At 48.5% G+C, this 17,219-nt stretch carries 24 protein-coding genes and 1 other RNA gene; 1 reads left to right on the top strand and 24 read right to left on the bottom strand.

Features of this window, described 5'->3' with window-relative positions; all coding sequences use genetic code 11:
* Positions 1–60: 60 nt before the first annotated feature.
* The 24 genes from rseP to K8S15_02185 form a co-directional block, all read right to left on the bottom strand.
* Positions 61–1,296: an RIP metalloprotease RseP gene (gene rseP, locus K8S15_02300; protein MCD4774864.1), complete on the bottom strand. Its 1,236-nt coding sequence runs from the start codon at positions 1,294–1,296 to the stop codon at positions 61–63.
* Entirely contained in the window at positions 1,290–2,399 is a 1,110-nt protein-coding gene (dxr, locus tag K8S15_02295) for a 1-deoxy-D-xylulose-5-phosphate reductoisomerase (GenBank protein ID MCD4774863.1), read from the bottom strand. Before dxr ends, rseP begins: the two co-directional genes overlap by 7 nt.
* Positions 2,396–3,220 carry a phosphatidate cytidylyltransferase gene (locus K8S15_02290; GenBank protein ID MCD4774862.1) on the bottom strand — a complete coding sequence of 275 codons (825 nt, stop codon included), beginning with the start codon at positions 3,218–3,220 and terminating at the stop codon, positions 2,396–2,398. Before K8S15_02290 ends, dxr begins: the two co-directional genes overlap by 4 nt.
* The gene (locus tag K8S15_02285) at positions 3,220–3,897 is read right to left on the bottom strand and encodes an isoprenyl transferase (protein MCD4774861.1); all 678 of its coding nucleotides are present in this window, start codon (positions 3,895–3,897) and stop codon (positions 3,220–3,222) included. Before K8S15_02285 ends, K8S15_02290 begins: the two co-directional genes overlap by 1 nt.
* Positions 3,898–3,941: 44 nt before the next feature.
* On the bottom strand, positions 3,942–4,499 hold the full coding sequence (gene frr, locus K8S15_02280) for a ribosome recycling factor (protein MCD4774860.1): 558 nt from the start codon (positions 4,497–4,499) through the stop codon (positions 3,942–3,944).
* A complete protein-coding gene (gene pyrH, locus K8S15_02275; protein ID MCD4774859.1) occupies positions 4,492–5,223 on the bottom strand; it encodes a UMP kinase in 732 nt (243 codons plus the stop codon). The genes frr and pyrH overlap by 8 nt, the downstream gene beginning before the upstream one ends.
* Positions 5,223–5,819: a translation elongation factor Ts gene (gene tsf / locus K8S15_02270; protein MCD4774858.1), complete on the bottom strand. Its 597-nt coding sequence runs from the start codon at positions 5,817–5,819 to the stop codon at positions 5,223–5,225. The genes pyrH and tsf overlap by 1 nt, the downstream gene beginning before the upstream one ends.
* Positions 5,819–6,922, bottom strand: a complete 1,104-nt coding sequence (rpsB, locus tag K8S15_02265; protein MCD4774857.1) for a 30S ribosomal protein S2 — start codon at positions 6,920–6,922, stop codon at positions 5,819–5,821. The genes tsf and rpsB overlap by 1 nt, the downstream gene beginning before the upstream one ends.
* Positions 6,923–7,080: 158 nt before the next feature.
* Positions 7,081–7,467 carry a 30S ribosomal protein S9 gene (rpsI, locus tag K8S15_02260; protein ID MCD4774856.1) on the bottom strand — a complete coding sequence of 129 codons (387 nt, stop codon included), beginning with the start codon at positions 7,465–7,467 and terminating at the stop codon, positions 7,081–7,083.
* A gap of 17 nt (positions 7,468–7,484) precedes the next feature.
* Positions 7,485–8,078, bottom strand: coding sequence for a 50S ribosomal protein L13 (rplM, locus tag K8S15_02255; GenBank protein ID MCD4774855.1), 594 nt, complete (start codon positions 8,076–8,078; stop codon positions 7,485–7,487).
* Between the two features lie 54 nt (positions 8,079–8,132).
* Positions 8,133–8,981 (bottom strand): tetratricopeptide repeat protein, encoded by an 849-nt coding sequence (locus tag K8S15_02250; GenBank protein ID MCD4774854.1) that lies wholly within the window; start codon positions 8,979–8,981, stop codon positions 8,133–8,135.
* Positions 8,951–9,349: a membrane protein insertion efficiency factor YidD gene (gene yidD / locus K8S15_02245; protein MCD4774853.1), complete on the bottom strand. Its 399-nt coding sequence runs from the start codon at positions 9,347–9,349 to the stop codon at positions 8,951–8,953. Before yidD ends, K8S15_02250 begins: the two co-directional genes overlap by 31 nt.
* Positions 9,346–9,855: a hypothetical protein gene (locus K8S15_02240; protein MCD4774852.1), complete on the bottom strand. Its 510-nt coding sequence runs from the start codon at positions 9,853–9,855 to the stop codon at positions 9,346–9,348. The genes yidD and K8S15_02240 overlap by 4 nt, the downstream gene beginning before the upstream one ends.
* The gene (locus tag K8S15_02235) at positions 9,852–10,379 is read right to left on the bottom strand and encodes a recombination regulator RecX (protein ID MCD4774851.1); all 528 of its coding nucleotides are present in this window, start codon (positions 10,377–10,379) and stop codon (positions 9,852–9,854) included. The genes K8S15_02240 and K8S15_02235 overlap by 4 nt, the downstream gene beginning before the upstream one ends.
* Positions 10,380–10,480: 101 nt before the next feature.
* A complete protein-coding gene (gene recA, locus K8S15_02230) occupies positions 10,481–11,530 on the bottom strand; it encodes a recombinase RecA (GenBank protein MCD4774850.1) in 1,050 nt (349 codons plus the stop codon).
* Positions 11,531–11,547: 17 nt separating this feature from the next.
* Complete coding sequence (gene thpR / locus K8S15_02225; protein ID MCD4774849.1) at positions 11,548–12,072, bottom strand: RNA 2',3'-cyclic phosphodiesterase; 525 nt, start codon at positions 12,070–12,072, stop codon at positions 11,548–11,550.
* Positions 12,069–12,518, bottom strand: coding sequence for a CinA family protein (locus K8S15_02220; GenBank protein MCD4774848.1), 450 nt, complete (start codon positions 12,516–12,518; stop codon positions 12,069–12,071). Before K8S15_02220 ends, thpR begins: the two co-directional genes overlap by 4 nt.
* Before the next feature lie 25 nt (positions 12,519–12,543).
* On the bottom strand, positions 12,544–13,017 hold the full coding sequence (locus K8S15_02215) for a phosphatidylglycerophosphatase A (GenBank protein MCD4774847.1): 474 nt from the start codon (positions 13,015–13,017) through the stop codon (positions 12,544–12,546).
* Complete coding sequence (gene pgsA / locus K8S15_02210) at positions 13,014–13,619, bottom strand: CDP-diacylglycerol--glycerol-3-phosphate 3-phosphatidyltransferase (GenBank protein MCD4774846.1); 606 nt, start codon at positions 13,617–13,619, stop codon at positions 13,014–13,016. Before pgsA ends, K8S15_02215 begins: the two co-directional genes overlap by 4 nt.
* Before the next feature lie 10 nt (positions 13,620–13,629).
* A complete protein-coding gene (recR, locus tag K8S15_02205; protein MCD4774845.1) occupies positions 13,630–14,217 on the bottom strand; it encodes a recombination mediator RecR in 588 nt (195 codons plus the stop codon).
* Positions 14,214–14,528, bottom strand: a complete 315-nt coding sequence (locus tag K8S15_02200; GenBank protein ID MCD4774844.1) for a YbaB/EbfC family nucleoid-associated protein — start codon at positions 14,526–14,528, stop codon at positions 14,214–14,216. The genes recR and K8S15_02200 overlap by 4 nt, the downstream gene beginning before the upstream one ends.
* 26 nt (positions 14,529–14,554) lie before the next feature.
* Positions 14,555–15,937 carry a DNA polymerase III subunit gamma/tau gene (gene dnaX, locus K8S15_02195; protein MCD4774843.1) on the bottom strand — a complete coding sequence of 461 codons (1,383 nt, stop codon included), beginning with the start codon at positions 15,935–15,937 and terminating at the stop codon, positions 14,555–14,557.
* Positions 15,938–15,964: 27 nt separating this feature from the next.
* Positions 15,965–16,225: signal recognition particle sRNA large type (gene ffs / locus K8S15_02190), an RNA gene on the bottom strand.
* Between the two features lie 59 nt (positions 16,226–16,284).
* Positions 16,285–17,010 (bottom strand): hypothetical protein, encoded by a 726-nt coding sequence (locus K8S15_02185; GenBank protein ID MCD4774842.1) that lies wholly within the window; start codon positions 17,008–17,010, stop codon positions 16,285–16,287.
* Between the two features lie 2 nt (positions 17,011–17,012).
* On the opposite strand from K8S15_02185, the gene K8S15_02180 reads away from it, so the two are divergent.
* Positions 17,013–17,219, top strand: a 207-nt coding sequence (locus K8S15_02180) for a hypothetical protein (GenBank protein ID MCD4774841.1), incomplete at its 3' end; no start/stop codon positions are given.

Raw genomic sequence — 17,219 nt, 5'->3', positions numbered from 1 at the left:
TAATATATAAATTTTTATTAATAATATGATAATAATGCCCGGATGCAAGACCTGACCCCACTAGTGTACGCGGGTTACCACCCTTGATATGTCCTTGAACACGATAAGAAGAAATATCATCAGTATCAGTATCATGCCGGTCTGCTGGATTATCTGAACGGTCTTCTTTGAAATGGGTTTTTCCATTACGCCTTCGATAGTCAACATAACCGCGTGTCCACCATCAAGGACAGGAATGGGAAGCAGATTGAATATCATTATCGCAAGGGATATGCTTGCTATTGTATACAGATAATTGGGTAATCCCGATCGGGCCTGCTGCCCCAGAGTTTCAGCCACATAGATGGGGCCACCGGAACTCTCGGCCAGCTCGGCTGGTCTTTTGAACAATTTGAACAGTGTGGTACAGACATAGACAGTGCCTTCACCGGCTGATCTCACTCCCTCCGTAATGGATTTGAAGAAGGGAAGCCTGATCCTCTCCGAAGGAAGCTTAACGGTGACGCCTGTCAGTGTTTTACCGTCGAATACTCCGGGAGTTACGTAAGCTGTATCCCGAACGGAGTCTCTGTAATATTCAATTGCATGTTCCTCAGTGGTACCTGTCACATGGGATTGGTAATCATGCCATATACGCACAGGCTCATCATCGATGGCCACTATACTGTCCCCTGCCCTTATACCGGATTCGTATGCGGGAAAACCGATCATGGCTTCACCTATGACCACTGGAATCAGGGGATGGAAAGGAAGGCTGTCAAGCGACAGCGAGTATTCCGTTTCAAGCCTTCCGTCCGATGTTTCTACCATTAATGTTCCACTGGTATTGGAATACATCCTGTCAAGCATTTCGTAGTAATCGGAAACGGGAAATCCGTTCACGGAAATAACGCTATCTCCTACGCTCAGCCCAAGTGAATTATTCGGATTGCCTACTACCGCAGGAGCTATATCCATATCCCAGCCTACGATGCCGAATATGGTGATTAGTATCAGAGCGGTGAGTACCAGGTTCGCGAAGGGACCGGCCAGCGCCACAAGCACCCGTTTGAACCATGATACTTCTTCCACCGGTTCGCCCGTGGTGCCAAGGTTCACCTTGCAGTATCCTCCAAGTGGTATCAGTCCGATACAGTATTCGGTTCTACCTAATTTCCTTTTGAAAATATGGGGAGGAAAACCTATTGAAAATCGAGGAACATCCATACCAACTGCCTTGGCCATGAGCAGATGTCCCATCTCGTGGAATAACACTATTACACCGAGCCCGAAGACTATCGCCATAATACTCAGCATAATCTTTTCACAATCCTCTCCGCGTCAAGGCGCGCTTCCCTGTCTGCTGCCATAACCGTTTCAACGTCACTTACTTCAAAAACATCATGTCCGGCAAGTACTTCCTCAATAACCACGGCAATATCTCCAAATCTTATCTTCCGCTCAAGGAAGGCCTCAACAGCTACTTCATCAGCCGCGTTAGCGGCCGCAGGCCAGGTCTTTCCATCAAGCCCGGCCCGCATAACGATATCGAAGGCAGGATACCTTCTCCTGTCAAGTTCACTGAACTCAAGGCTGCCCCAGGAAAGGGGTTCGTCATCTGATATGGCTTCAAGCTCACGGTCAGGGAACTGCAGGGCGTACTGTATGGGTATTTTCATATCCGGATTTCCCAGAAGAGCTTTCCAACAGCCATCTTCAAGTCTTACGAAAGAGTGGATTATGCTCTGAGGATGTACCACTACATCTACGGGTATACCGCCGAAAAGCCATCCGGCTTCGATGACTTCGAAGGCTTTATTCACCATGGTCGCGGAATCAACAGTTATCCTGGCTCCCATATCCCACGTTGGATGATCAAGGATTTCGTCTGGACCTGCATCGTGCAATCTATCAACAGGAATGCTCCTCGCGGATCCCCCGCTCGCGGTCAGCGTGATTCCCCTCACGGGACGCGGTTCCAGATGCAGGCATCTGAATATAGTACTATGCTCGCTGTCAACTGGAACTATTCCGCCGCTGGAGATGTAATCCCTGAGCAGTTCTCCACCAATTACGAGGCTCTCCTTGTTGGCCAGGGCCAGAGTTATACCCCTTTCGCTACAGATAAGGCTTGCCTGCAGTCCGGCGCTTCCCACGATAGCGTTGAGAACTATATCTGCTCCATCAACAGCTTTTTCGAGAATATCCTGTCCGGTTACAACACCTTCGGGGAATCCCCCGCGAGGAGATGCTATCGCGGTTACGGAAGGACGGTAGCGCTCCTTCTGTTTTAAAAGAAGGTCAAGGTTTCTGTTACACAGTATCGAATGCAATTCCAGCTCTGGTCTGGAGTGTACTATTTCAAGAGCCTGCGTTCCTATTGACCCTGTGCTTCCCAGAACCGCGACCTTTCGAATCATGTCAGAACTCCAGCATCGGAGAAAAGGAGAAGAAGAATCCATACAACTGGAACAACAGCCAGAATACTGTCGAACCTGTCAAGAAGTCCACCATGCCCCCTTAGGAGTGAACCGGTATCCTTCACACCCGCATCTCTCTTCATTGCCGACTCAAGCAGGTCTCCAGCGATTGCTGCCATACCTCCGGCTGCGCCTGTTATTACCATTGCGAATATAGAAAACCCGGCTCCCGCGGAACCTGCAAGAACGGATCCGCCGATTGCGCCTGCAATCCCGGCTGAAAAACCCTCCCAGGACTTGGCTGGGCTGATTAAGGGCGCCATTTTGTGCCGTCCAAAAGCGCTGCCCGCGAAGTATGCCAGCGAATCCCCAAGCCAGCAGATCAGAAGAGGTATGAAAAGAACCCATGATGACTCGAAGTCCAGCCTCAGCCTTGCAAGCAGGCCAAAGCCCAGAGCCAGCACAACGGACATCCCCGTGATTCCCGCTGTTTTCCTTCGCGCGTGCTCAACACCGTCGCTGAATATCCATACAATCGAAATGATGGCTCCGGGAACAAGAATGAGAGTAATTGACAGGATGGGCGCAAGAAGAGCGACAGCGACAGTTGATCCGGCAATCAGCGCTGCGTATACTGAATTCGTGATCGGACCGGAACCCGGTTTGATGAGGCTGATAGCTTCAGCAGCGCAGAGAGCAGAAATAAGTGAGAAAAAAACAGCTGTCAGGAAGGGGATATCAAGAAGCGCTATGAGCACAAAAAGGCCTATACCGGGAACTGCAACCGCGACTCTGCTCGCAAGGGATTGAAATAATTTCATCAGTCGGAATCTATATCGCCGAATCGTCTTCGTCTTGCTCTGTAAGCTTCGAAAGCCTCTTCAAGATGTCTCTTTCTGAAATCGGGCCAGAGGACATCGGTGAAGTACAGTTCGGAGTAAGCGGATTCCCAAAGAAGGAAATTCGACAGTCTTTGCTCCCCGCTTGTCCGGATAATGATATCAGGATCGGGTACATCCGGAAGGTACATGTGAGCCGAAATGGTTTCTTCGGTGACGGCTGAAGCTTTTACCAATCCCGTTTCAATGTCATCAGCGATCTGTTTCATCGCGTCGGTGATCTCAGCCCTGCCTCCGTAGCTGAGGGCGAGTATAAGATTGAGCCCGTCGTTGTTCCTTGTTCTGTCCATCGCGCTCCGTAGTACATCAAGCGGTCCTGAAGGCAGATCATCAAGCCTTCCGGTAGCTCTGATTCTGACCCTGTTCCCGTCAAGGTTTTCAATATTGCGCTTGATGAAACTTTTAAGAAGTGCCATTATAAAGCTTACTTCTGCCCTGGGTCTTTTCCAGTTCTCTGTGGAGAACGCGTAAAGGGTCAGGTATTTCACTCCCGTTTCACCACAGAATTCAACGGCTTCATGAATGGATTTTTCTGCCGCTTTGTGACCTTCTATCCTTTTCAGGCTGTGGGATCTTGCCCAGCGGCCGTTGCCGTCCATTATGATTCCCACATGGGTTAGAAGGCTGTCAGCGATCAAGATTGTCAAACCTCGAGTATTTCAGCTTCTTTAGTCTCAAGATATTTGTCGATTTCTGCAATAGCCTTATCTGCGGAATCCTGAATATCGCTGAGGGTTTTGTACTCTTCATCCTCGGTGATGTCACTGGCTTTATTGGCCTTATGCAGTTCGTCATTGCCACTTCTTCTGATATTTCTTATCGCGGTTCTACCGGATTCCGCAAGCTTCTTAACATGGCGGCTCAGTTCCTTTCTGCGCTCGTCTGACAGCTTTGGAACAGGTATCCTGATAACGGGTCCGTCCGCGGAAGGAATGAGGCCCAGATCCGATTTCTGGATAGCGCGAACGATATCATCCGATGTTGATGGGTCAAACGGTTGTATGACGATCAGGCGGGGTTCCGGCGCAGATATACCTGCAACCTGTTTAATGGGATGCTGGCCTCCCCAGCACTCGACCCGGATATTATCAAGCAGAGCGGGACTTGCCTTTCCGGTTCTTATTACAGCCATTTCTCTTGTGGTGGTTTCAACCGCCTTTTTCATTCTGCTCTTCTGATCCTTCAGAATCTGATCAATCATTGCTAATTCCCCCTATCAGGCTTCCCGTTGACGGTTCTTTGAATACCCTGATGATATTCTCCGGATTCCATATATCAAAAACACTAACAGGAAGTCCGGCATCCCTGCAAATGGCAATTGCCGCGGCATCCATCACTTTCAGGTCAAGCCTGAGCACATCCTCGTATGACAGCGTATTAAATCGTTTTGCGTCAGGATTTTGCGCAGGATCGGAATCGTACACTCCATCGACTTTCGTACCTTTGAGCAGCCTTGAACATCTTGTCTGAACAGCCCTCAGTGCCGCGGCTGTATCAGTGGTAAGACATGGGTTGCCCGTGCCGCCCGAGTATATGACTACATAACCGCGATTGAGGAATACTTCAGCTTTCTCCGGTGTGAATGTCTCAAAAATGCCTTCAACAGGTATAGAGGAAAGCACGATGGCTTTGCCACCGTGCTTCCTTAACGCGTCTCTCAGTGCCAGACCGTTTATAAGTGTCGCCAGCATTCCCATCTGATCGCCGGTGATCCGGTCAGTTGATCGAAGGTCTCTTCCGCGAATGAAGTTTCCTCCACCCGTAACAACACCTACACTGCAGCCTGCGTATACCAGATTCAGAATGGCTCTGGCAATTTTTCCCGTGAATTCCGGATCAATTCCGTGACCGGCTTCGCCTGCAAGTATCTCTCCGCTGAGTTTGAGAAGTATCCGCTCGCTGGCCGCCGGGTCGTCCTCGTTCATCAGTTACCTATTGAAAACCTTGCGAATCTTCTAATCACAATGTTTTCCCGAAGCTTTCCTATCAGGTCTGTAAGCGCATCCTTTACCGTTCCCAGTTCAGGGTCATCGGACCATTCCTGGTCGAGCAGACACGTTTCCAGATAGAATTTCTCCATCCTGCCGTCTACTATTTTTTCAATAATCTCAGCCGGTTTGCCGGAATCTTCAAGTTGCGCGATGAGTACTTTTTTCTCAGCTTCTACGGCTTCTTCCGGAAGATCCTCCCGGGATACAACAACAGGGGGATAAGCGGCTATATGCATCGCTATCTGTTTTGCGAATTTTCTGAAATCCTCTGTCATCGCGACAAAATCCGTTTCGCAGTTAATCTCAACCATAACACCAAGTTTTCCGGGGGGGTGAATATAGGATACTATTAGACCTTCGTCCGCATCCCTTGATGCTTTTTTGGATGCTACTTTTATGCCCTTCTCCCTGAGAATTGTGATGGCCTTCTGCATATCGCCGTCACTCTCATCAAGTGCGTTCTTGCAATCAAGCATACCCGCACCGGTAGCCTTTCTGAGCTGCTTGAGATCACCAAGATTAACACTCATTATTCACCTGATTCCTTTCCCTCTTCGGAAGTGCTTACGTTCTCAGTAGAATCATCCGAAGCGGCCTTTTCAGTGGTCTTCACTGCTTTAATTGCTTCAGTTGTTTTCTTTTCAGGAGCTTTTTTCACTGCAGTTTTTTTCGTTGTTTTTGCGGTAGTTTTTTTCGTTGTTTTCGCAGCAGTCTTTTTCGCGGGTTTCTTTGAAGCTTCTTTCTTCTCGGTCTTCACTTCGGCTACATCTTTATCAGATTCCTTTGAGACAGTTTTCTCAGGGGCTTTACTCGTGGTTTTTTTCCTGGCGGGTTTTTTGATTTCCGGCTTCTTCTTATCATCTTTTTCAGCCGGAGCCTTCTCGCTTACATCCTCTGTTATCTCTTCGGATATCTTTTCGGAAGCAACGGCATCTGATTCATCGGAACCAGCGCCTTCAGCGCTCAGAAGAGCAAAATCGGCAAGGGTTCCAACTATCATCGATATTGATTTAATAGCATCATCGTTGCCGGGGATCGGATAATCGACTTCAGTAGGATCGCAATTCGTATCAACAATGCCTATGCACGGTATTTTGAGCTTTTTTGCTTCTCTGACCGCGATCTGTTCTTTCTTGATATCAACGACAATAACAACTCCGGGTAGTTTCTTCATGTTGCGGATACCCGTGAGATCCTTCTCAAGTTTTTCTCTTTTTCTCTTTTTTCTGAGAATCTCCTTTTTCGTAAGGCTTACCGGGTAACCCTCTTTCTCCGCTTTTTCGAGATCATTCAGTGTCTCGATACCCTTTGAGATGGTGCCGAAATTCGTTAGCATTCCACCCATCCAGCGCTCGGTAACGTAATACTGTCCGCATCTTAAAGCATGTTCCTTCAGACATTCTCTGCCCTGCTTCTTCGTGGCTACGAACAGAACACTTTTACCTGAAGCTACAGTTTTGGATACCAGATTAGCTGCATCTTCAAGCAGTGCCCGAGATTTTTTGAGGTCGATGATATGTATACCGTTACGAGCCATAAAGATATAATTCTTCATCTTTGGGTTCCATCGACTCTTCTGATGGCCGAAATGTATCCCGGCTTCGAGCATTTCTTTCATGGAAGGTATTTTCATTGATTTTTCCTTTCGGTTATCCTCCGGCCAGCTTGATCGAACCAATCTTCATTCCGATGAAGACACCGAGGTTATCACCACCGACCGTGTGTTATGTCACAAAAAATCTGCGTGAATCCGATTATCAGGATTCAATATCCGCGCAAATTGCTGTCACTTTATCTCTTGGAGAACTGGAATCTCTTTCTTGCCTTGGGCTGACCGTACTTCTTTCTCTCAACGATTCTCGGATCACGCCTGAGCATACCTTCAGTCTTCAGTGCAGGCCTGAAGTCAGGATTTGCTTCTACCAGAGCCCTTGCTATTCCGAGTCTGATTGCTCCGGCCTGTCCTGATATGCCTCCACCGCGAACGTTGACTATTACATCGTAGTCCCTTGAGACTCCAACGACCTCAAGCGGTTCAAAGGCATGCTGTTCCTGCCAGAGATGACAGAAATACTCTCCGGGATCCCTATGATTAATCTTAATAAGACCTTTTCCGGGTCTCAGATAACACCTCGCCGTAGCACTTTTTCGTCTTCCAACTCCTATAAGCTGCTTCATTTCACCACCCTTGACCGCTAGATTTCCAGAACCTGAGGGTTCTGTGCCGCATGAGAATGTTCGCTTCCCGCGAATATTTTCAGTTTTTTGATCTGTTTTCTGGCAATTCTGTTTCTGGGCATCATTCCCTTAACAGCTTTTCTCAGTATTCTATCAGGATGCTTTTCCAGCATCTCCTTCAAGCTTGTTGTTTTCCTTCCACCGGGGTATCCGGTATGTCGTCCATACTCCTTCTGATCGAGTTTTCTACCGGTGAAGTTCATTTTCTCAACATTCGTTACAACAATAAAATCACCGGTATCAATATGAGGTGTATATACCGGCTTGTTCTTGCCCTGAAGAATCATGGCAATTCTGGATGCCAATCTTCCCGGAGAATATCCGGTAGCGTCTACGTGCCACCATTTTCTTTCTATTTCTCCGGTTTTGGCTGTATAAGTCTTCACTTTTCTAAAACCTCCGCATGAAACATGATATATTATTCCAGCAATCCGTGAGATGGATATGCATGAAATACAACAATTTAAAAAATCAGCGAGAAATAATTCGCAAGCTGCATTTACCCCCTTCTTCTCGCATTCGATAAGTTCCGCAACGCTGTAGGAAATCATCGATCATGAGAATACTGAAGGGAACCGCTAAACTGTTAGAATTTCAAGAGAAAGTCAAGGTCTGAAGCGTTGCTGATCTTCGAGTATTCTTGTAACCTCATCAAGCAGTTCTCGTCTTCTGGCCGAATTGTACGTGACTGCTGCCCGTGAACCACCGTAAATATTTCCTCCGTAGAAAGATAGACTCAGCCATCCCAGCAATACTGAAGTAGTGGTGTTACTCTCCTGCAGAGATTCGTAGAACAGCCAGACCATCGCCCCATTTACACCAAATGCGATAATACCATCGGTATAATGACCACAGATAGCCTGACCGGAGCCTGGAAGCAGAGCACTTGATATTCCGCACCATAACGGGCTGCGATGTGAAAGACCATTTCCTTCAGCAACCTGCGCGGCAAGATTTTCGGAAATTTCGCAGAAGGGACCTCCGGCTGCTGAAATGCTTCTGAGCCCCTCGGCGGAAGCATCCCAATTTCCCATCTGCGCATCCATCAGGCACGACATTATCCCTGCTCTCCCCATCAGATCAATATCTTCCGAAGTAACCGCGGCATTCAAATAAAGTTCTCGCGCAGCGGTATAATTACCCGATTCCTCAAGAACCGATCCCGCGCCCATCATCGCTCCGGCTCTCAATTCAGCGTCAGTTAGATTTCTTCTAAGGTATCCGTAGAGGAGAAGAGCGTCTTCCCGGCGCCCCAGCTCCTGCCAGCACCTGGCAAGCCGGAGGGCGGCAAGGGGACATGACAGTGTATCTTCATCATGACTGTAAATAATTCTCAGATACTCGCTGGAGGCCATCCCGTATTCACCAAGCTCGTACAGATAATCGGCAAAGCTTTCTTCAATGCCATGGTTCGGAAATACTGTCAGAAGGGCAGCAAGAAACGTCCCCAGCATGTCACATCCTTTCCTGGTTCCACAGGATCAATCAGTTCATGCCTTTCAGTCATCGTGTAATCTCCATAACTGAAAGCTGCCGAATTGCACCTGGTCCACCTTTCCAGCGCCATCATAACGCCGAATACAGGCCCCCTTGTTCCTATAGCCTCCTGACCATAATGCGAACAACTGGGGGAATATACACACCTCCTGCCAAGGAGATCCCGAAATACTCCTCTGTATTGAACGAACAGAATATCCAGAAATCCGCTATTACCTTCCGGATCAACCGTGTCTCCTGATTCGACTGTGGGTGTGCAAACATCATCTTCCTGCGCCGGCACTGGTAGAAGGAAGATCAAAAGACACGCGACTGCGATTCTCATCGAAATTCCTCTTCGCAGATACCGGCAAGGTTGTCATGAGAACAGGCTTTTACGCCTCCGCTTCTGAAAATGGCCAGCACATCATCATTCCAATTCGCGGGAACGATCCACAGGTCAATACCCAGACTCCGGGCCGCGGCCGATTTTCCAACAAGTGACAGAGCTCTTTTTTCGGGCGGTATCCTTCTCGAAAAGGACTGTGGTATAACTCCAATATCGTTCCTGTAAAAAGGAACAAGCATGTAAACGCCGGGCCACGGCATCAGTCTTAAAGAACGGCTGAACCCCCTTCCGCGTAAGATTTCCCAGGTATAGCCGTAAATATTTCTGGCCTTCCTCGGAAACATCTTTGAGCCCAGCAGGAAAGAGAATTCAGCGTGCTCGGGCACCTCAGCATGCAGAACATCGGCCATTTCATCCGGGAGATACAAAGGAAATTCAGTTTCTGTTCCGGTAATTCTTCTGCCAAGTTCAGTCCAGAAGTAACGATACCATCTATTCCTCAATCTGACTGTTCCTCCGGATTCCTTTGAACCTCGTTGATGACCCTGCAGATCAGGTCATACTGAAAACCTCTCCTCTGCAGATAACTCATAGCCCTGCGCAGAGCCTTCTCATTTTCAAGATGCCCGTATTTCTCACCTACTGTTTTAACGAGAATCCCGTAGAGATCATTTTCTTCACGTTCGGACAGTAATTCGTTCGTGATACTGTTGGAAATACCGCGCTTCTTCAGCTCCATTCTTATCCTGAAATCTCCCATAGGTGAATTGTGTGAATGGCTTCGGATGTAGATTGAAGCGTACCGCCTGTCATCCACCAGGCCGTTACGTTCAGCCCATTTCAGTGTATCGCTGGCTACTTCTTCAAGATATTTCCTTTTAACGAGATAGGATCTGAGCTGATGCATGGTGTGCTCGGATCTGGAAAGAAATCTCTCCGTATCGCTGCGGGCTGCCGGCGGTTGCTCCCGAAGGGCGGTCTCCCTAATTACAGCGGGATCTACAATTGAGTCCGGATACAATTCCATAGCGGCGATACACTTCTCCGGAAGCAGCCATGTCCCTCCCGAAGTGACTACAAGTCGCCATCCTTTTCTGAAACTGACAATCTCCTCTACGAAAAGTTCTGCTATTCTTTCTCCTCCTGCTTCTCTTCAGAATCCCTGTCAGGCCCGGGTATATCAAGAACCTTTCTGAGATCGGCTTCAAGTGCGGCGGCGATTTCAGGGTTGTCCGCAAGGAACTGCCTGCTCTTCTCACGGCCCTGGCCCAGTTGAGTATCTCCCATGGAGTACCATGTACCCCTTCGCGAAATCAGTTCATTATCAAGACCAAGGTCGATAAGCTCACCTTCATAGGAAATACCGAATCCGTGAAGTATGTCACATTCAACTTTCCTGAAGGGCGGGGCAAGCTTGTTTTTAACAACTTTTATTCTTGTGCGGCTGCCTATTACCTCATCTCCACTCTTTATCGAGGCAATTCGCCTTACGTCCAGCCGAACGCTGCTGTAGAACTTCAGAGCTCTTCCTCCGGTGGTAGTCTCGGGGTTCCCGAACATTACACCGATCTTCATACGTATCTGGTTAATGAACACTACAGCGCAATTGGACTGGGAAACAACTCCTGTGAGTTTTCTGAGAGCCTGGGACATCAGGCGCGCCTGAAGACCAACGTGGCTGTCGCCCATTTCTCCCTCTATTTCAGCTCTGGGAACAAGGGCTGCGACGGAGTCTATCACTATTACATCAACCGCATTGCTTCTCACAAGCATTTCGGTTATCTCAAGTGCCTGTTCTCCGTTGGATGGCTGCGATACAAGAAGACTGTCGATATTCACGCCCAGATTCTTCGAATAGACGGGATCAAGAGCATGTTCAGCGTCAATAAATGCAACTTCCCCGCCTAATTTCTGAGCGCTCGCGATTATATGGAGCGCCAGCGTTGTCTTGCCTGATGCCTCAGCTCCATATATTTCTGTTACCCTCCCCCTGGGAATGCCTCCGATACCGAGGACGGCATCCAGTGAAATTGAACCGGTTGGGATGACGTCAACCATCATATGCGGGTTCTCGCCAAGCCTCATGACGGCTCCCTGCCCGAATTGCTTCTGAATCTGATGGAAGGCAGCTTTCAGCGCCTTTTCCTTATCAGCGGAACTGTTTTTCTTTCCAGTCATTGAGTCAACCTTTCAGATTAATGTAAATCGTATCTTTCAAGAAATGTGTATTCTGGACCGCCCGAGGTCAATCTGCTGTTTATAACAGCCGCTTCCGTAAATCTGCCCGTTATTTCACCCGGCGGATCAAGCTCCTTTATTTCCGAAGAACTCTTCTGCCTGGCAACGGTAAGATGTGGAATGAGCCTCTTTCCGCTATTTTTCCCCTTTTCATCCGGAATCCGGCCAAGCTTCTCTGCTATTTCGGAGACTTCCCCCGGGAAATCTCCCCCGAGCCAGAAGACCGAAGGTGAACCGCTTTTCCCGAATGTGCCGATGCTGCAGATGGAGAATTTCAGGGGACCGGGATGCCATGAGGATAGAATTTCATGAATCCTTTCAATCCCGGATTCAGGAATATCTCCAAAAAAACGTAGCGTAAGATGCATTCGGTCTCCCCTGACCCATTTAAGAGATGAGTAGCGAGACATCAGCGGCTTCTGCCAGTCAGTTATCCCTTTGATAACCTTCTGAGGCAGTTCCAGTGCTGCGAATATCCTCACTTCACCTCTTTCTCAATAAATGTATACAGCTTTGCAAGAAGATAGTCAGCCGCCTTCCTCCTGACCACGTCACGTTTTCCAGCAAATCTTTTCATTTCGGCGAAAACTGACTTCCCGCCGCATACAGCTATCCAAACTGTGCCCACAGGCTTTTCGGCCGTGCCGCCATCGGGCCCCGCTATTCCTGATATGGAAACCGAGAAATCAGTTCCTATCAGTTTCCTTACGCCGGCGGCCATGGCCAGTACAGTTTCTTCACTGACAGCGCCATCTTCTTCTATTACGGAGAAGGGAACATTAAGGATATCTGTCTTTACAGCGTTTGAATAGGCTATTACACCACCTTTGAACCACCGGGAAGATCCGGGAACGGAAGTCAGCATCATTCCAACCAATCCGCCTGTGCAGGATTCAGCTGTTGAAAGGGTTTTCCCCGCCTTCAGCATGGCGCTTCCTATCCGCTTCACAAGTTCAATGTTGCAAAATTCCACTGATAGAATTTCCAGCGATAATAATAAGAGCAGCGATGATACCTGCGGCTACATCGTCGAGCAGGATCCCTGTGGCTGATTTCATTCTGTCGAAAACTGATACGGGCCAGGGCTTAAAAATGTCGAAAACTCTAAAAAGCGCGAAAGCGACGGCAACACCTGCAATTCCCCAATCTGATGGAACCGCCATACATGATATCCAGCATCCGGCGAACTCATCAATAACAACTCTCGATGGATCCCCTCCCCATCTTTTTCTGCCGGCATAGCTTCCCCAGTAACCAAGCACCAGAAAAAACGCACAAAGCGCCCATGGGAGAAGCCCGCCAGGCTGAAGCACAATGTACAATCCAGCGGAAACCAAGCTGCCAGCGGTTCCGGGAGCAACAGGGGCGTAACCAGCTCCAAAAACCGTAGCTACAACAATACCGGCTGACGGTGTACGAATCTTCACTGAACCAGTCTTTTCAGTATCGACCTGTTACGCCAGAAATAGTCCACGCCCGATATAAGGGACAGGAGCACTGCAACGAGCAGAAGAATATCGGCGGAAAACAGAAGAAGATCCATCCGGGAGGAAATATCCATGCCGCTGATGCTAAGGAAACCAATCCTTCCGGTACTGTCATGATAGAGCACGGAGAAGAGCAGATAGCAGATCATGGAAAGCATCTGGGCTGATGTTTTGTATTTCCCCATTCTGGACGGGAGAATAAGCACTCCGGCATAGGCAGCGATGGATCTGAGCCCTGTAACAAGAAGTTCCCTTCCTATTACCAGGTATAAAGCCCAGCCGGGAACAAGGTCTATCTGGTTAAGGCCTATCAGAGCCAGGGCTATCAGCAGTTTGTCCGCAAGCGGGTCAAGGAATTTGCCAAGGTTGGTGATCCATCCGTATTTTCTTGCGAGATATCCGTCGTAAAGGTCTGTAAGTGAGGCTACAGCAAAAACTACGAGTGCGGCTATCCTGGATCCCTGCCTGTTGTCAATAAGAAGAACCATAAGAAGAGGGCTTAACAGTATTCTGATAATGGATAAACGATTAGGCCAGTTCAACTGCACCTGTTCAGACTTTCTGTCTTCCCTGGAAAGCCTGGCTCAGTGTCAGGGAATCGGCAAACTCAATTGACGCACCAGGAGGAAGCCCCCTGGCAAGCCTTGTTACCGCAGCCCGGCTTTTATCCAGGATTCTTGCTATGTACGAAGATGTGGCTTCTCCATCAGCTGTTGAGTCAAGAGCAAGAATAACCTCATCAACCTCGAATCTGTCGATCATCTTTCTTAGTTTGTCAATTCCAAGTTCATTTGGACCCATACCTTCAAGCGGCGCGAGAAACCCGTGAAGCACAAAGTATTTACCCCTGAAAAGCCCTGCATCCTCAATTGCTCTCATGTCAGCGGGATTATGAACGATACAGATCGAATCAAGACGTGAACTGCTGGAACAAATATCACATACGTCTTTCTCGGTAATATTCCTGCATACCGAGCACTCGCCTACATTCTGCCATACGTGCTGGAGTGCTTCGGAAAGGTCCCTGGCAAGTTCTCTATTATCAACAATATTGAAAGCCAGCCTCATTGCTGTTTTCCTGCCGATACCTGGAAGCCTTTGAAGCTGTTCTGTGAGCCTGTCAAAGAGGGCTGAACTCAAATCAGACCCCCCATTCCGGGTATTCCAAGAGCATCCATTCTTTCTTTCGAGAGTTTTTTGCTCTCGTTCACCGCGTTCTTCACCGCCACAAGGATAAGATCCTCCAATATCTCTGCATCGTCAGGATCAATGGTTTCCGAAGATATCGTCAGCCCAATCAATTCACCCTGTCCTGTAACTACTGCTTTAACAAGACCGTCAGCGGCTGTTCCCTCAACTCTTTCATCGGCAAGTTCTTCCTGGGCTTTCAGCATTCCGGCCTGCATTCTTTGCGCCTGTGCCATCATATTCTTCAGTTGCTTCTGATTCATTTATCCTCCCGAATAGTCTCCGTTGGTCAGACGGCATCAAAGAGTCCCAGAACCTCCTGGGATGTTTTTTTCTCTTTCTCTTCATCGATTTCATCATCTGCGGTGTTTTCCTGTTTCAGATCCTGATCTTCTTCTGCATCCGCAGTGTATTCATCTGCTTCTTCTTTTGCGGCAATCTCTTCCTTCGGTAGATTCCTTTCTGCCGGGGCAGACTCTGCCTCAGTGGCTGAAATTTCTTCATCCGGTAAAATTTCGCGCTCCGTTTTCTCTCGTTTCTCAATAACTCTTTCTGCTACCGGGGGCAGGTTACTTATAGAAAACACTCTGGACAGTTTCGATGCTGTCATTATGGCCGTTTCCAGTGTTACACGTGGAAGGCTGCTTCTTCTTACTTCAATGGCAGCACCGCTGAGTATTCTAAGAATATTCAGAACCGCCACATCCGGAAGTCCTTCCGACAGTTCCAGAAGCAGTCGTTTTTCTGATTCCGGAACATCGCTGAGGCTGTTCGAAGCACCTGTAACAGCGAGCAGGAGATTACGCATGAAAACAATAAGGGCGTCAAGAAGTTCATCTACACTGTATCCTTCTGCAAGAGAACTGGACACATGATCAATAGCTTCCGAAGTATTCCCTGACAGCATGCCTGACGCGATATCGGCAAGAAGGTCTGTTTCCACCATACCAAGAAGATTTGCGACTTCTTCACCCTTTATATCGTTTCCGGAGAAGCTGACAAGCTGATCCATCAGCGAAAGCGCATCCCGCATGCTTCCCCCGCTTGCCCTGCACACCATACTCAGGGCTGTGCTGTCAAGAGTGATTCCTTCGGTTAAAGCTTCCCTTTTCAGATACTCCGACATATCGGATACAGGAATGTGCCTGAAATCGAACCTCTGGCATCTACTTAAAATCGTATCGGGAAGCTTCCTTGGTTGGGTTGTCGCGAAAATAAAGATGACCGATTCCGGTGGTTCCTCAAGAATTTTCAGAAGAGCATTGAATGCCTCGTTGGTAAGCATATGAACTTCATCGATTATGTAAATCTTGTATCTTGCCGAAACGGTGGCGTAACGAGCTTTTTCCCGAAGATCTCTTATCTGATCGATTCCCCTGTTGCTTGCTCCGTCTATTTCCCTGACATCCATATGATTACCAGCGGTGATATTCCTGCAGGAATCGCATTTCTGGCAGGGTTTTGAAGTGGGACCGTTTTCACAGTTGATAGCCTTCGCGAAAATTCTGGCGGTCGTAGTTTTTCCTACACCCCTGGGCCCGGTCATGAGATAGGCATGACCTATCCTTTTCGAATCGATTGCGTTTTTTAGTGTAATGGTAACATGATCCTGTGACATGACCTCATCAAATGTCTGAGGACGCCATTTCCGCGCAAAAACCAGATAATTCAAAAATGCCTCCGTTTCGAATAGTACCGGCTGTACATTTCTGTTGGACATGCCTCGCGAGAAGCATAATGCAGCCAGCTCAGATCAGGTTAACCTGTATCGCCCGACAGGCACCGTTTACCGCTGCTACCTTCCGGTTCTGACGGAGTTCACGGGCTGACGCCGCACAGGTCCTGGTCATCAACACCACTTACAGAAATACTGACTCGCTGCGCAATGCCGCACAGATATTTCGGCCCCGCTATAGCGGATTGCGGGTACAGGGCACCGCTAGCTCCCCGCCTAGCACAGCCGGCGGGTTGAATATACTTATGCATTGTAAACTAGAGAAGAGGGTTATTATGGATATCTCAGTCCAGGGGCATCACGGTTTCAACTGTGAACAAGGAATCCACCTGGATATTTTCATTCGTATCCTTACTCCTGTAACAGAAAATGAGAAAAGCAAAGACTACTGCAATTACGGCGGCAGAAAAGCAGATTATCAATTTCCTGCCTGGCAGGTTAATCCCGGGGGAATCGATGCATAACCTGACCGCTGCAGCGGATCCACCCTTTTTTCGGAATCTTATCCGTGTTTCTTTCACCATCTCGGACAGACAAAAGGTGAGAGGTTTTTTGCAGCGCGCGGAGTAACTCAGAGCCGCTGTGGATCCAATGAGTTTCCTCAGGCCGTGAGTTACAATAATTACCGACTGGCCCGGTTTCAGTTTGAAGTACTTTATTCCCTGCGAAGAAAGGTCTACTATATTTTCAAATCCCCCTCCACCCGAATCCGTACCCGACATGAACGCACGGCAGCTTCCTGTACTGTAAACCCATACTTCATCTCCAAGAACGGCTGCGGCAGCCAGTGAACAGGAATCTCGATCCTCTTCCGAAGCTGCGGCGCTGATCTCATCAATTGCATCCTTCAATACATCATTGACGCCGTAAGCAACGCCTTCCGCAAATGCATCTCTTAGAACAGCAACTGCGTTCCCAGCACATCCTGAATCGTGCAGCCTATTCTCCGCAACGACAGCAACGCTGGCAATGGCTGTTGAACCCTGGAACCCGTCCGCATACGATTCCATTCTTGACAACAACCGGCCAGGTTGATTCACCCAGGAGATTTCTATCCGTTTTCCGGCCTGCAAGATTTACCGGGTTCCGCTCAGAAACAAGTAAATCATCGGATATATTCCTGTTTCAGATAATTCTGCATGGTATAATTCCACATGATATGAGTGGTGGAGATGAGCGGGATCGAACCGCCGACCTCTGCCTTGCGAAGGCAGCGCTC

The sequence above is a fragment of the Candidatus Aegiribacteria sp. genome, assembly GCA_021108005.1.
Lineage (GTDB): Bacteria > Fermentibacterota > Fermentibacteria > Fermentibacterales > JCC-6 > Aegiribacteria.
This window is presented reverse-complemented; position numbering and strand designations above follow the sequence as displayed.

Excerpts from the sequence above, each read along its gene's own strand:
- rseP (MCD4774864.1), bottom strand. The coding sequence starts at position 1,296 with ATGCTGAGTATTATGGCGATAGTCTTCGGGCTCGGTGTAATAGTGTTA.
- dxr (MCD4774863.1), bottom strand. The coding sequence starts at position 2,399 with ATGATTCGAAAGGTCGCGGTTCTGGGAAGCACAGGGTCAATAGGAACG.
- K8S15_02290 (MCD4774862.1), bottom strand. The coding sequence starts at position 3,220 with ATGAAATTATTTCAATCCCTTGCGAGCAGAGTCGCGGTTGCAGTTCCC.
- K8S15_02285 (MCD4774861.1), bottom strand. The coding sequence starts at position 3,897 with ATGGACGGCAACGGCCGCTGGGCAAGATCCCACAGCCTGAAAAGGATA.
- frr (MCD4774860.1), bottom strand. The coding sequence starts at position 4,499 with ATGATTGATCAGATTCTGAAGGATCAGAAGAGCAGAATGAAAAAGGCG.
- pyrH (MCD4774859.1), bottom strand. The coding sequence starts at position 5,223 with ATGAACGAGGACGACCCGGCGGCCAGCGAGCGGATACTTCTCAAACTC.
- tsf (MCD4774858.1), bottom strand. The coding sequence starts at position 5,819 with ATGAGTGTTAATCTTGGTGATCTCAAGCAGCTCAGAAAGGCTACCGGT.
- rpsB (MCD4774857.1), bottom strand. The coding sequence starts at position 6,922 with ATGAAAATACCTTCCATGAAAGAAATGCTCGAAGCCGGGATACATTTC.
- rpsI (MCD4774856.1), bottom strand. The coding sequence starts at position 7,467 with ATGAAGCAGCTTATAGGAGTTGGAAGACGAAAAAGTGCTACGGCGAGG.
- rplM (MCD4774855.1), bottom strand. The coding sequence starts at position 8,078 with ATGATTTCCTACAGCGTTGCGGAACTTATCGAATGCGAGAAGAAGGGG.
- K8S15_02250 (MCD4774854.1), bottom strand. The coding sequence starts at position 8,981 with ATGCTGGGGACGTTTCTTGCTGCCCTTCTGACAGTATTTCCGAACCAT.
- yidD (MCD4774853.1), bottom strand. The coding sequence starts at position 9,349 with ATGAGAATCGCAGTCGCGTGTCTTTTGATCTTCCTTCTACCAGTGCCG.
- K8S15_02235 (MCD4774851.1), bottom strand. The coding sequence starts at position 10,379 with ATGGAATTGTATCCGGACTCAATTGTAGATCCCGCTGTAATTAGGGAG.
- recA (MCD4774850.1), bottom strand. The coding sequence starts at position 11,530 with ATGACTGGAAAGAAAAACAGTTCCGCTGATAAGGAAAAGGCGCTGAAA.
- K8S15_02220 (MCD4774848.1), bottom strand. The coding sequence starts at position 12,518 with ATGCTGAAGGCGGGGAAAACCCTTTCAACAGCTGAATCCTGCACAGGC.
- K8S15_02200 (MCD4774844.1), bottom strand. The coding sequence starts at position 14,528 with ATGAATCAGAAGCAACTGAAGAATATGATGGCACAGGCGCAAAGAATG.
- K8S15_02185 (MCD4774842.1), bottom strand. The coding sequence starts at position 17,010 with ATGGAATCGTATGCGGACGGGTTCCAGGGTTCAACAGCCATTGCCAGC.